At 46.0% G+C, this 13,087-nt stretch carries 10 protein-coding genes and 1 other annotated feature; of the genes, 9 read left to right on the forward strand and 1 reads right to left on the reverse strand.

What is annotated here, in order from left to right; all coding sequences use genetic code 11:
• Window positions 1–19 precede the first annotated feature (19 nt).
• The 8 genes from hemA to ysxE all read left to right on the forward strand — a co-directional run bounded on the left by hemA (window position 20) and on the right by ysxE (window position 9,379).
• Window positions 20–1,366 carry a glutamyl-tRNA reductase gene (gene hemA / locus AM500_RS08285; protein WP_053598795.1) on the forward strand — a complete coding sequence of 449 codons (1,347 nt, stop codon included), beginning with the start codon at window positions 20–22 and terminating at the stop codon, window positions 1,364–1,366.
• A 14-nt stretch (window positions 1,367–1,380) separates the two neighbouring features.
• Window positions 1,381–2,214, forward strand: a complete 834-nt coding sequence (locus AM500_RS08290) for a cytochrome c biogenesis protein (protein WP_053598796.1) — start codon at window positions 1,381–1,383, stop codon at window positions 2,212–2,214.
• Between the two features lie 15 nt (window positions 2,215–2,229).
• Window positions 2,230–3,168, forward strand: a complete 939-nt coding sequence (gene hemC / locus AM500_RS08295) for a hydroxymethylbilane synthase (protein ID WP_053598797.1) — start codon at window positions 2,230–2,232, stop codon at window positions 3,166–3,168.
• Complete coding sequence (locus AM500_RS08300; protein WP_053598798.1) at window positions 3,165–3,944, forward strand: uroporphyrinogen-III synthase; 780 nt, start codon at window positions 3,165–3,167, stop codon at window positions 3,942–3,944. The genes hemC and AM500_RS08300 overlap by 4 nt, the downstream gene beginning before the upstream one ends.
• 63 nt (window positions 3,945–4,007) lie before the next feature.
• A complete protein-coding gene (gene hemB, locus AM500_RS08305) occupies window positions 4,008–4,982 on the forward strand; it encodes a porphobilinogen synthase (RefSeq protein WP_197282673.1) in 975 nt (324 codons plus the stop codon).
• Between the two features lie 82 nt (window positions 4,983–5,064).
• A complete protein-coding gene (gene hemL, locus AM500_RS08310) occupies window positions 5,065–6,351 on the forward strand; it encodes a glutamate-1-semialdehyde 2,1-aminomutase (protein ID WP_053598800.1) in 1,287 nt (428 codons plus the stop codon).
• Window positions 6,352–6,954: 603 nt separating this feature from the next.
• Entirely contained in the window at window positions 6,955–8,271 is a 1,317-nt protein-coding gene (locus tag AM500_RS08315) for a LysM peptidoglycan-binding domain-containing protein (protein ID WP_053598801.1), read from the forward strand.
• Between the two features lie 76 nt (window positions 8,272–8,347).
• On the forward strand, window positions 8,348–9,379 hold the full coding sequence (gene ysxE, locus AM500_RS08320; RefSeq protein WP_053598802.1) for a spore coat protein YsxE: 1,032 nt from the start codon (window positions 8,348–8,350) through the stop codon (window positions 9,377–9,379).
• 17 nt (window positions 9,380–9,396) lie between these two features.
• Here ysxE and AM500_RS08325 read toward each other — a convergent pair whose 3' ends face one another.
• Window positions 9,397–9,591: a hypothetical protein gene (locus AM500_RS08325; RefSeq protein WP_043934219.1), complete on the reverse strand. Its 195-nt coding sequence runs from the start codon at window positions 9,589–9,591 to the stop codon at window positions 9,397–9,399.
• A 222-nt stretch (window positions 9,592–9,813) separates the two neighbouring features.
• Window positions 9,814–10,047 (forward strand) — a binding site (T-box leader).
• 328 nt (window positions 10,048–10,375) lie between these two features.
• Between AM500_RS08325 and AM500_RS08330 the strand changes: the two genes are divergently transcribed.
• A complete protein-coding gene (locus AM500_RS08330; protein ID WP_053598803.1) occupies window positions 10,376–13,018 on the forward strand; it encodes a valine--tRNA ligase in 2,643 nt (880 codons plus the stop codon).
• The last annotated feature ends 69 nt before the right edge of the window (window positions 13,019–13,087 follow it).

Genomic DNA, 13,087 nt, shown 5'->3' on the forward strand with positions numbered 1-13,087 from the left:
TGGGGGTGTTAGTTAACACATGCATATTTTAGTGGCAGGACTAAATTATAAAACCGCCCCTGTTGAAATTCGTGAGCGGCTGACGTTCAATCCGAATGATCTTGGGAAGGCGACGGCCGCCCTGAACGCCAAAAAGAGCATTCTCGAGAACGTCATCTTGTCAACATGCAACAGGACAGAGATATATGCAGTTGTGGACCAGATCCATACTGGACGGTACTATATAAAAGAATTCCTCGCTGATTGGTTTGGGTTGGAGCAAGCTGAATTCTCGCCATACCTATTCATATATGAAAGCGATGGAGCCGTGGAACATCTTTTTAATGTTTCCTGCGGTTTGAACTCAATGGTTCTTGGCGAAACCCAAATCCTTGGACAGGTAAGGTCAAGCTTCCTTCTTTCACAGGAGATGAAGACGACAGGAACAGTATTCAATCACCTGTTTAAACAAGCTATTACCGTTGCCAAACGTGGCCATGCTGAAACTGATATTGGTGCCAATGCGGTATCAGTAAGCTATGCAGCAGTTGAACTTGCTAGAAAGATTTTTGGATCGCTTGAAGATAAGCATGTGCTGATTTTCGGAGCTGGCAAAATGGGTGAACTCGCTGCGCAGAACCTGCATGGATCTGGTGTTGGCGGCGTGACAGTCATAAATAGGACCTTTGAAAAAGCCCTTGTACTGGCCGAGAAATTTGGCGGACAGGCAAAGCAGCTTTTCGAACTTCAAAATTCACTTGTTGAAGCCGATATTTTAATCAGCTCCACTGGTGCAAGTAATTTCGTGATTACAAAGGAAATGATGGAACAGGTTGAAAAGCGCCGTAAAGGGAAGCCATTGTTCATGGTTGACATCGCAGTGCCGCGCGACCTCGACCCGCGCATTTCCGAATTAAATAGTGTGTTTTTATATGATATTGATGACCTTGAGGGGATTGTTGAGGCTAACCTTCAGGAGCGGAAGAAAGCTGCTGCGGCCATCATGATGATGATTGAGAAGGAAATTGTTGATTTTAAACAGTGGCTGAACACGCTTGGAGTTGTGCCTGTCATCTCGGCGCTAAGGGAAAAAGCTCATGTAATCCAGTCCGAGACGATGATCAGTATCGAGCGCAAACTGCCACACCTTTCCGATAGGGATAAAAAGGTATTGAACAAGCATACGAAGAGCATAATTAATCAGCTGCTTAAAGATCCAATCCTCCAGGCAAAAGAACTGGCCGCGCGCCCTGATGCCGACGAGGCTCTTGATTTGTTCATGACAATCTTTAACATCAAAGAGCTTGTCGAGGAGCAACAACAATCGAAAGCAGCCGAAACCGCGAAAGAGTTGGTTCATGCACCGCAGGCTTCCTTTCAGTCATAAGAGGGGTAATGTCTATGTTTGACATCCACATGACGAGACTGCACGAATTGACGGTTATCCTATATGCCTTAAGTGTGCTGTTATATTTCTTTGATTTTATCCACCATAACCGGAAGGCGAATAAGGTTGCCTTCTGGTTACTTGCATTTGTATGGGTTTTGCAAACGGGGTTCTTAATCTTTTATATGTTGAACACTGGACGGTTTCCAGTCCTGACGATATCCGAGGGCCTTTATTTTTACACATGGGTACTGATAACGCTCTCACTTGGAATTAACAGGCTTTTAAAAATGGATTTTATCGTATTCTTCACGAACATACTTGGTTTTATCATTATGGTCATCCATATTTTCACACCGGACCAGTATGAATCCCATTTGATTAGCGAGCAGCTCATTTCCGAGCTACTCCTTATCCATATAACGATGGCTATTCTGTCCTACGGGGCATTTACCATGTCATTTGTATTTTCCCTGCTTTACATGATTCAGTATGATTTGTTGAAAAGAAAAAAGTGGGGAGCCCGGCTCATCCGGATCGCGGATCTTTCCAAGCTCGAACAATTCAGCTATCTTCATGCAGTGATTGGCGTACCGATGCTTCTTCTAAGCCTGATTCTCGGGCTTCATTGGGCATACTGGAAGGTGCCGGAAATGCCCTGGTATGACTCCAAGGTGCTTGGCTCCTTCATCTTGCTTGGAGCATATAGTGTGTACCTGTATTTGAGAATTGTAAAAAACATTGCGGGCAGGCAGCTTGCGATATGGAATATAGCCGCTTTCCTGTTTGTGCTGATCAACTTCTTCCTTTTTGGAAAATTGTCGTCATTCCACTTTTGGTATTCGTAGATTAGGAGGCATCATATGAGAAAAATTATAGTAGGTTCCAGACGCAGTAAGTTGGCACTTACCCAAACAAATTGGGTTATCGAGCAATTAAAAAAGATTGCGGGGCCATCGTATGAATTTGAAGTAAAGGAAATTGTCACAAAAGGGGACCGGATCCTTGATGTTACGCTCTCAAAAGTGGGTGGCAAAGGACTTTTTGTAAAAGAAATCGAACAGGCCATGCTTGATAAAGGAATCGATATGGCTGTCCACAGCATGAAAGATATGCCTGCTGTCCTTCCAGAAGGTTTGACAATCGGCTGCATTCCGTTCCGTGAAGATCATCGTGATGCTCTAATTTCAAGGGACCACGTTAAATTGATGGACCTCCCAGCTGGTGCGGTCGTTGGAACAAGCAGCCTGCGCCGCAGCTCACAGTTGCTTTTGAAGCGTCCAGATCTTGAGATCAAATGGATCCGCGGAAATGTTGATACACGCCTCGACAAGCTGAATAACGGTGAATATGATGCTATTATTCTTGCTGCAGCAGGGCTTTCCCGCCTTGGCTGGGCAAAGGAAGTAGTTACTGAATTCATCGATGCTGAAACCTGTATTCCGGCTGTTGGCCAAGGTGCACTGTCAATCGAGTGCCGTGAAGATGATACTGAACTGCTCGAGATTTTTGAAAAATTCACCTGTAAAAAGACTGCGCTTGCTGTGCGTGCCGAGCGCTCCTTCCTGCAAAAGATGGAAGGCGGCTGCCAGGTGCCAATCGCAGGCTTTGCAACTGCTGAAGAAGATGGAGAAATTTCACTTAACGTACTTGTCGCTTCTCCAGATGGAAAAGAAGTCTACAAAGACACCGTTACAGGAACTAACCCTGAAGAAGTTGGAGAAAAAGCTGCAAGCCTCCTGATCGATAAAGGCGCAAAAGAGCTTATTGATAAAGTAAAAGAGGAGCTGGACAGTGAATGATTACCCCGGAGCCCCTGGCAGGTAAACAAGTTTTGATACCGAGGGGGGCCGGCCAGGCCAAATCATTTTCACGGCTCATTGAAAAGTACGGAGGGATTCCAGTCGAAATCCCTCTTATTTCCTTTAAGCCAATTAGCTTGGATGGGAACCTCAAACAAGTGCTAAATTCACTCGAATCGTATGATTGGATTGTTTTTACAAGCAATACGACCGTCGAAACTTTCCTGTCTTTTTTCCCGGAAGGATTGCCTGCACACCTCCCAAAGGTTGCGGCAATCGGGGATAGGACAGGCATTCTTTTGGAGAAAAAAGGTCTTGGACCGCACTTTGTACCTTCTAAATACGTCGCTGAGGTCTTCGCTGAAGAGTTCATCGCCAATATAAATCCGGGTTCCCGGGTCCTGATTCCAAAAGGGAACCTGGCAAGGGAACATATTGCCATGACAATCAGGGAAAACGGCTCGTATGCCGATGAAATCGTTGTATATGAAACGGTACTTCCCGAACCGAGCAAACTAAAACTGAAAAAAGCACTCACCGGGGGCGGACTTGATATTCTCATGTTCACAAGTCCTTCGACCGTGAATCATTTTATGGAAGCGGTTGAAGAGTATGGACTACGGGATGAGGCGGACCGCTGCATTGTGGCATGTATCGGGCCTGTCACTCATCAGCGATTGCTTGAATTTGGCTTCACTGTCCATGCGTCGCCGGAGCAGTATACCGTAGCGGATATGGTTGAGAGCACTATCGAATATTTGGAAAGCGTTCAATAAGCTAGTACAATAGAAAAAGAATAAAATTCTGGTTTTACCAGAAATAGTCCGGAGGTAAGAATTATGGAACTTCAATTTTCACGTCATCGCCGCCTGCGCACTAGCGCGAATATGAGGGCGCTTGTTAGGGAAACCCATCTTCATGTCGATGATTTCATTTACCCTATGTTCATCATTGAAGGCGAGAATATTAAAAATGAAATTTCCTCAATGCCAGGAGTTTACCAGGTATCGATGGACCTGCTTGGTGCCGAAATTGACGAAGTCGTTGAACTTGGAATCAAGTCGGTCATCCTGTTCGGTGTTCCACAGGATAAGGACGAATGCGGAACAGGCGCTTTCCACGACCATGGGATTGTCCAGGAAGCAACACGTTTCATTAAAGAACGCCACCCAGAAATGCTAGTTGTAGCGGATACATGCCTGTGTGAGTATACAAGCCATGGCCATTGCGGAGTTGTTGAAGGAAGCCGTGTCCTGAATGACGAGTCTCTTGAACTGCTTGTTAAAACTGCAGTCAGCCAGGCAAAAGCAGGCGCTGACATTATTGCTCCTTCCAATATGATGGACGGCTTTGTGGCTGCAATCCGCGCCGGCCTTGATGAGGCTGGCTTCCTAGAAGTTCCAATCATGAGCTACGCTGTTAAATATTCTTCTGCTTTTTACGGGCCATTCCGTGAAGCGGCAGAAAGCACACCGCAATTTGGCGACAGGAAAACTTATCAGATGGACCCTGCCAACCGGATTGAGGCTATGCGCGAAGCAGAATCCGATGTCCTTGAAGGAGCGGACTTCCTAATCGTCAAGCCGGCACTGTCCTATTTAGACATTGTTCGCGATGTAAAAAATAACTTCAACTTGCCTGTTGTTGCCTACAACGTAAGCGGCGAATATTCGATGGTCAAAGGTGCTGCACAACAAGGCTGGATCGATGAAAAAGCGATTGTTCTTGAAATGCTTACTGGCATGAAACGCGCCGGAGCTGACCTTATCATTACGTACTTTGCTAAAGATGCAGCAAAATGGCTGAAGGAATAGAAAAGCTCAGTGCCTGTTCGACGGGCCACCAGAGCTGGATAAAGTAGTGACTGTCCTTAAATAGAGAAATGAGGGAATCGTGATGCGCTCTTACGAAAAATCAATTGCAGCTTTTAAAGAAGCAAAACAACTTTTGCCAGGCGGCGTTAACAGCCCTGTCCGCGCGTTCAAGGCGGTCAATATGGACCCAATCTTCATGGAGCGGGGCAATGGCTCCAAAATTTACGATATTGACGGCAATGAATATATCGATTATGTATTATCCTGGGGTCCGCTGATCCTTGGCCATACAAACGATAAAGTCGTTGAAGCGATCAAGCAGGTTGCCGAGCTTGGTACTAGCTTCGGCGCACCGACCTTGATGGAAAATGAAGTGGCAAAGCTCGTTATTGATCGTGTTCCTTCCATCGAAATCGTTCGAATGGTTTCATCCGGAACTGAAGCGACAATGAGCGCCTTGCGCCTCGCGCGTGGTTTTACTGGCCGAAACAAGATTCTTAAGTTCGAAGGCTGCTACCACGGCCACGGTGATTCGTTGCTGATTAAAGCAGGCTCGGGTGTTGCGACACTTGGTTTGCCTGACAGCCCTGGCGTACCGGAAGGCATTGCAAAGAATACAATTACAGTTCCTTACAATGACCTTGAAGCAGTCCGATATGCGTTTGAGCAATTCGGCGAAGACATTGCCGGTTTAATCGTTGAGCCGGTTGCGGGTAATATGGGCGTTGTTCCTCCGCTGCCAGGTTTCCTTGAAGGCTTGCGGGAAATCACCACCCAATATGGTTCATTGTTGATTTTCGATGAAGTTATGACTGGCTTCCGCGTTGACTACAATTGCGCACAGGGCTACTTTGGCGTTACACCAGACTTGACATGCCTTGGCAAGGTTATCGGCGGCGGACTTCCTGTAGGTGCATTCGGCGGTCGTGCTGATATCATGCAGCAAATCGCGCCAGCCGGCCCAATCTACCAGGCAGGCACACTTTCCGGCAACCCGCTTGCAATGACTGCAGGCTATGCTACCTTGAGCCAGCTGACTCCTGAAACTTACAAAGAGTTCGGACGCAAGGCTGATATGCTTGAAAAAGGCCTGAGTGAGGCTGCTGAGAAATATGACATCCCTTACTGCATCAACCGTGCAGGTTCCATGATCGGCATTTTCTTTACAAACGAAAAAGTCACCAACTATGACATTGCCAAGACATCGAACCTTGAATTCTTCGCGCAATACTACGCGGAAATGGCCAACCAGGGCGTCTTCCTGCCGCCATCCCAGTTCGAAGGGCTATTCCTGTCTACCGCTCACAGCGATGAAGATATCGAAAAGACCATTCAAGCTGCTGAAGTTGCATTTTCAAAGCTAAAATAAATTAGTTAGGCATTCCCGTTCTTTGGAGCGGGGGTGCTTTTTTTATTTTGGCTGTTGGGTAGGATGGCTTTTGATTATAAATTTAGTTTTCAGAATGAAAAACCACACTTTTCCACTAGTGAATATTTTTCTAATATAGCTACTGACGTGCAGGGGTTAGTTACTGTCAGTCAGGTGTCATATTCTTTTTTACTAGAATATAGTCAACGGTTAGTCATCGGATTTAGTTAGTCTTCACACTTTATCACTAGCCATTTCCTTTTCTAAAATAGTTACTGCCGTGAAGGGATTAGTAACTGTCAGGCAGGTATCATAAACTATTTAGTTAATTCTAACCACCAAAGCAACAAATTCGTGACTACTTTTTACTAGCCACAACCCGAAACCTACAACACCCCGCACCCCTCAATCCCAATTATCATCAATAACAAAATGCACTAAGACGGTTTATATCTCTTCATCACAACCTATCCCACTATGACGGAAGGTATTTAACATTTGCCTGGATCGACCTCCTCGTTTTAATCATAATCGCCCAAAAATGTTCATAGAGTGTAAGTGACATGGTGATTTTTTACGAAAGAGATGAAAGGAGGAGTCGCTTTGTCTCAGGAGAATAAATCGTCTTTGCGATTTACTTTAGAAGAATCCTTATGGTTTCGGAAAGGACAGGAAGTCGATGAACTCGTCTCGATTTCGCTGAGCCCGGACATAACAGTCCAGGAGAGCGACGGATACATCAGCATCCGTGGTGCGCTTGATTTGACAGGAGAATATGAGTGCAACGGGAATGAGCCGCAGGAATATGATGAAGCTGAGCCGGCTCTAAGATATGTCCAGTCCGCAGCATGGCGTGAGGAGGGAGTTTGGGAGTTTGCTCACAGGTTCCCTGTTGACATTACCATTCCGGTAAACCGGATTGAAAGCATCTACGATATTGATGTAATTGTGGATTCATTTGATTATTCTTTTACGGAAAGAAGCTGCATGAAACTGACCGCAGAGCTGATTATTAGCGGCATCTATGCAGGAGAGCCTGAAGTGAAAGAGGAGCCGGAAGAAATTTTCCTGGAAGCTCAGCTCCGTGAATACGAGACAGAGGAAGATCTCGAAGAAGAATATGCGGCAGAGGAAGAAGAAGTAGAAGAAGTAGAAGAAGAACAGGAAGACGAGGAGTTGGTTTTTAAAGCGGAAGCCAGAAGAATGCCGGAAGAAAATCCCGATGAACTGGCGACATTCTCTGCATTTCCATTCAATCCTTCGTTTGCGTCGTATTGGAATCAGGCCCAGTCTGTGGCTGGGAGGGGCGAAATGCAGCCAGGACAGCCTCAGCCATTCCAACAGCCGGTCGCACAGCCGCCGGTACAGCAGCAGCCAGTACCTCAACAGCAGGTGCAGCAACAGCCAGGGGCAGCTCAATACCAAGAGGCAACCCAGTACCAAACAGGCGGTCAGCCTGGAGTAACCCAGTATCCAGAAGATAATAATCAACAGGGCTTCCACCCTGAAGCAGCACATGAACAAGCTCAGCAGCAAGACGCCACATCTAATTCTGAGGCTCAGCAGTCTGCCGAAGACCAACTGGAATCTGAAGGTGCAGCCCAGGTTGAACAGCCTGCAGCTCCGGTAGCGGAAACTGAGGAGGTCGAGCAGGAATCATCATCGTCTCCACCTGTTCAAAAGAAGAAGGCCAAGAAGAACAGCATGTCACTGACTGAATTCTTTGCCCGCCGGGACGAACAGGAGAGGCATGCAAAGTTGAAGGTATGCATAGTCCAAAAAGGCGATTCTCTTGACAGCCTGTCAGATAGGTACAGCGTCTCGGTTCAAAATATACTCCGCTATAACAACCTTGAAATAAACCAGGATGTTTTTGAAGGGCAAGTGCTTTATATACCTGAAGCATTTGCAAAGAAATAACAGCAATCTCAGTTGAGCGGGCACATGCTCGCTCACTGTTTTGTTATTTTACAATCCGGAAGTGAGCTGAATTCCGATGAATGAACAAAACCGCTTGAGGGAATTCGCGCCATTGTTGCAGCAATACGGGATTGAACCTTATTTTATAGAGGACTTCGGCAATATTAAAAAAATATACAGCAACAAAGGTACATTTGCTCTTAAGTCTATCGATGCGCATACAGGGATCGATTTCATCAAGCATGTCCAGTACCTCTATCAGCGTGGCTATAACAGAATCGTTCCCATCTATCCGGCTCTTGATGGAAGGTATGGGATTTTGTCGGGTCAAAGGCTTTATTATCTGATGCCATGGCTGCCGAATGACGTGCAGCAGGCCTACAGGGAAAGAAGTATGCAGATGGTCCGCGAACTTGCCCGCCTCCACACTCTTTCTTCACGAGAAGTAAAGGTAGATAAAGAAGAGCGCTCGGAACATTTTGAAAGAATGACCCTTCATTATGATAAAAATCAGGAGTTCCTTGATGGATTCATTGAGAATTGCGAAAAGAGAACCTATATGTCGCCGTTTGAGCTGCAATTCTGCCTTTATTACAATGAAATCAGCCAGGCGGTGAAATACTCGAAGGAAAAGCTTAAGGAATGGCAGGAAAAAAGCAAGGATGATGAAAAGGCCAGGATGGTCATTGTCCATGGAAAATTAAAGCCGGAGCACTTTGTTTATAACGAGAATGGCTATGGTTATTTTATAAACTTTGAAAGAGCTGGCTTAGGTTCGCCTATCCATGATTTACTTCCGTTCATCTCAAGGATGCTCAGGACCACGCCGAAGCAAAATGAAGAGGCGGTTGCAACGGTAACACACTATTTTAAGTATTTTCCCTTTAAGCCTGACGAAAAGCTGCTGTTTTATAGTTATCTTGCGCATCCGCTTCAAATCACGAGAGTGGCGGAAGCGTATTTTAACAATGAAAAAGGCCGGAACGAGTATGCCTTTTCCAGAAGGCTGCTAAAGGAATACTGGCATTTGAAAAATACCGAATATCTTGTCATCCGGCTTGCGGAAATGGACCGCCAGGCGGAGGCACAAAAAGAAGGAGCCCAGTGACCACATCACTTGGCTCCTTAAATAATTTCAAGGTATAAGGCCGTTGCTAGTAAAATTAATCCCGCTAGCAGGAGTACATCGAATGTCGTTGGAAGCAGAATCGTCCGAATTCCTTGAAAGATGCAGAATGGAATGCTGAACTGGGCTGCCACCGCTCTAATTGTCCTCACCCACGGAGGATAAGTATAAATGTTGAATCTTCTCCTTTTCACCGCACTTCCCCCTTTTTGCTAAAAACACCACTCAAATTTCTTCAACTGAATACCGTCGTGGTAAAGCCATACTAATGGAAGTTTCACTTTATAAAGTGTATGATGAGAAAGCTTGATAGGTGAATGCCCATTTTCGAAAAAAACGCATGAAATTGAAAAAAATTGGCCATCCTGATTGACGTAAGCAAGGTTTTTTGGATATGATATAAAATAAATTAATAACTAAAAGCAAAGACAGGGAAAAGTACAATGACCCGCATGCTTTCCAGAGAGGGAGACTTACCAGCTGAAAGGTTTCCCAGGCTGCCCATTGGAAACGTCACCCTCGAGCTTCTTCTGCCAACGGCCAGTGCCCAGTAGTGGAAGACGGATCAACTCCGTTAAAAACATGAGAGCCGGCTCTTTTTTATGCCGGAAAAAAGGTGGTACCGCGAGCGAACTCCATTCGTCCTTTTATAAGGGATGAGTGGAGTTTTTTATTTTGGCTCTGTTTGTATACATTTTTGATTAACGTAGAGTTATGGGAATTTATTAGAGGGAGAATTTACCGCTATTGTATGCAGGGAAATCCTAAGAAGCAGAAATAAGGGGAGATATTTCCCTTAACCTCTCAAAAGAAGGCAAAATCCCTGGGTTTTAATCAAATAAGCGGAAAAACTCCCCTTATTAATCGGTAAATATGATTATTTACCGATGTAAAGGTAATTTCTCCCTTTATTTTTTCAAACAGGTGGAATCACCATCAGAGCTATTTTTAATCAGCTTTTTATAAGGAGGAATCACAATGGATCAAAATGAAATTAGCATGCCGACGAAGTACGATCCGCAATCGATTGAGCAAGGTCGTTACGAGTGGTGGGTGAAGGGCAAGTTTTTCGAGGCGAAGGATGATGAAACGAAAAAGCCATACACGGTCGTTATTCCGCCGCCAAACGTTACTGGAAAGCTTCACCTTGGCCATGCATGGGATACAACGCTTCAGGATATCATCACCAGGATGAAGAGGATGCAGGGCTACGACACACTATGGCTTCCTGGAATGGACCATGCCGGAATTGCGACTCAGGCGAAGGTTGAACAAAAACTTCGCAGCGAAGGGAAATCACGCTATGACCTTGGCCGTGAGAAGTTTGTTGAAGAAACGTGGAGATGGAAGGAAGAGTACGCCGGCCATATCCGTGAGCAATGGGCAAAGCTTGGGCTTGGCCTGGATTACAGCCGTGAGCGGTTCACTCTTGATGAAGGGCTTTCCGATGCGGTTAAAAAAGTATTCGTCACTCTTTATGAAAAAGGCCTGATTTACCGCGGCGAATATATCATTAACTGGGACCCGGCTACAAAGACAGCTCTTTCTGATATCGAGGTTATCCACAAGGATGTCCAGGGCGCGTTTTACCATATGAGGTATCCTTTGGCTGATGGCTCCGGCCACATTGAAATCGCGACGACTCGTCCGGAAACAATGCTTGGCGATACCGCAGTAGCTGTTCATCCTGAAGACGACCGCTACAAGCATTTGATTGGAAAAACAGTCATCCTGCCAATCACTAACCGTGAAATCCCGATTGTCGGCGATGATTATGTTGATATGGAGTTTGGTTCGGGTGCTGTTAAAATTACTCCGGCGCACGACCCGAATGACTTTGAAATTGGCAACAGGCATAACCTGGAGCGCATCCTTGTTATGAACGAAGACGGCTCAATGAATGCACGCGCAGGTAAATATCAGGGCATGGACCGCTTCGAATGCCGCAAGCAGATTGTCAAAGACCTTCAAGAGCAGGGTGTATTGTTCAAAATTGAAGATCACCTTCACTCGGTAGGCCATTCCGAGCGGAGCGATGCTGTTGTCGAGCCCTATCTGTCAACACAATGGTTCGTTAAAATGCAGCCGCTAGCTGATGAGGCAATCGCGCTTCAGCAAAAGGAAAACAAAGTAAACTTTGTTCCTGACCGCTTTGAAAATAACTATTTACGCTGGATGGAAAATACCCGTGACTGGTGTATTTCACGTCAGCTTTGGTGGGGTCACCGGATTCCTGCCTGGTACCATAACGAAACCGGTGAACTATATGTTGGTGAAAACGCGCCAGAGGATAGTGAGAACTGGACACAGGACAAGGACGTTCTTGATACATGGTTCAGCTCTGCGCTATGGCCGTTCTCAACAATGGGCTGGCCTGACACGGAAGCTGCCGACTATAAGCGTTACTTCCCAACCGATGTACTTGTCACCGGTTATGACATCATTGGCTTCTGGGTATCAAGGATGATTTTCCAAAGCCTTGAGTTCACCGGAGAGCGCCCATTCAAGGATGTTCTTATCCACGGTCTCGTTCGAGATGCGGAAGGCCGTAAGATGAGTAAATCGCTTGGAAACGGTGTTGACCCGATGGATGTAATCGCCCAGTATGGTGCCGATTCACTCCGTTACTTCCTTTCAACCGGAAGCTCGCCTGGCCAGGACCTTCGTTACAGCACGGAAAAGGTTGAAGCAACCTGGAACTTTGCGAACAAAATCTGGAATGCATCGCGTTTCGCGTTGATGAACATGGCAGGACTCACATACGAGGAAATAGACTTCAGCGGTGAAAAGTCGACTGCCGATAAATGGATTCTGACGAGATTGAATGAAACAATCGAAACGGTTACCCGTTTGTCTGATCGCTATGAATTTGGCGAAGTTGGCCGTGCATTGTACAACTTCATCTGGGATGATTTCTGTGACTGGTATATTGAAATGGCGAAGCTTCCTCTTTATGGGGAAGACGAAGCTGCCAAGAAGACGACCCGTTCAATTTTGGCATACGTTCTTGATAACACAATGAGGCTGATGCATCCGTTCATGCCGTTCATCACAGAGGAAATTTGGCAGCATTTGCCGCATAAAGGCGAGTCAATTACGACTGCCGAATGGCCAAAGGCAAACCAAGAACTGTCAGATGAAGCCGCGGCTGAAGAAATGAAGCTGCTTGTTGAAATCATCCGCTCTGTCCGCAACATCAGGGCCGAAGTGAACACACCTTTAAGCAAAAAAATCAAAATGCTCGTTAAGGCGAAGGACGCTAGCTACCTTGATATGGTTAATAAGAACCGTGCCTACATCGAGCGCTTCTGTAATCCGGAAGAGCTGCAGATTGGCACAGAGCTGGCAACTCCTGACAAAGCGATGACAGCCGTGATCACCGGTGTTGAAATCATCCTTCCTCTTGAAGGACTGATCAACATTGAGGAAGAAATCGCCCGCCTAGAAAAAGAAAAGGCCCGTCTCGATAAAGAAGTTGAACGTGTTCAGAAGAAGCTTGGCAATGAAGGGTTTGTTAAAAAAGCCCCTGCTCACGTGATCGAAGAAGAGCGCGCCAAAGAAGCTGATTACTCCGAAAAGAGGGCAATCGTAGAGGCTCGTATTAAGGAGCTTCGCGGGTAATAAGACTTAAATAGACAATCTGAAGACGGATTCCGTACTGGAATTCGTCTTCGGTATGTTTGCAAATGG

This window comes from Bacillus sp. FJAT-18017 (assembly GCF_001278805.1).
Classification (GTDB): domain Bacteria; phylum Bacillota; class Bacilli; order Bacillales; family Cytobacillaceae; genus Bacillus_D.